Origin of the sequence: Acinetobacter entericus, from assembly GCF_026168575.1 — a bacterium.
GTDB classification, from domain to species: domain Bacteria; phylum Pseudomonadota; class Gammaproteobacteria; order Pseudomonadales; family Moraxellaceae; genus Acinetobacter; species Acinetobacter bouvetii.
The window spans coordinates 1-846 of sequence record NZ_JAPEQW010000111.1 but is presented as its reverse complement, the minus strand read 5'-3'; the positions used below and the strand labels follow the sequence as shown (position 1 = coordinate 846).

The following is an 846-nucleotide window of genomic DNA, read 5'->3' as shown; positions in this document are numbered from 1 at the left end:
CATTGAGTACCGTCACCACCCAAGAAACTACCGTCGTCACCATCACCTCTTGTTCCGAAGACAAGTGTACCGAAGTTCCAGTCACTACTGGTGTCACCACTGTAACTGAAAAGGACACTACCTACACCACATACTGCCCATTAACTACTGTCACTACTCGTGAAACTACAGTTATTACTGTCACCTCTTGTTCCGAAGATAAGTGTACCGAAGTTCCAGTCACTACTGGTGTCACCACTGTAACTGAAAAGGACACTACCTACACCACATACTGCCCATTAACTACTGTCACTACTCGTGAAACTACAGTTATTACTGTCACCTCTTGTTCCGAAGATAAGTGTACCGAAGTTCCAGTCACTACTGGTGTCACCACTGTCACTGAAAATGAGACCACCTACACTACTTACTGCCCATTGACTACTGAAGAAACTTCTAAGCCAACTGCAGCACCAACTACTGAAAAGCCAACTGCAGCNTCACTACTCGTGAAACTACAGTTATTACTGTCACCTCTTGTTCCGAAGATAAGTGTACCGAAGTTCCAGTCACTACTGGTGTCACCACTGTCACTGAAAATGAGACCACCTACACTACTTACTGCCCATTGACTACTGAAGAAACTTCTAAGCCAACTGCAGCACCAACTACTGAAAAGCCAACTGCAGCACCAACTACTGAAAAGCCAACCGAACAACCAACCGAGCAACCAACCACTGTTACTTCTGTAACTTCTGCAAGTTCTCAAGCACCATCTAACCCATCTGAGGAAGCATCCACCTTCGAGGGTGCAGCTCCAGCAGTCAAGGCTACTACAGTTTTCGCCGGCTTAACCTTCTTATTGAC

The 846-nt window shown here is 45.9% G+C and carries 1 protein-coding gene; it reads left to right on the top strand.

Annotation, left to right across the window (positions count from 1 at the left end; genetic code table 11):
- Positions 1-607: 607 nt before the first annotated feature.
- Positions 608-846, top strand: a 239-nt coding sequence (locus OKC24_RS20210; RefSeq protein WP_507159414.1) for a hypothetical protein, incomplete at its 3' end; no start/stop codon positions are given.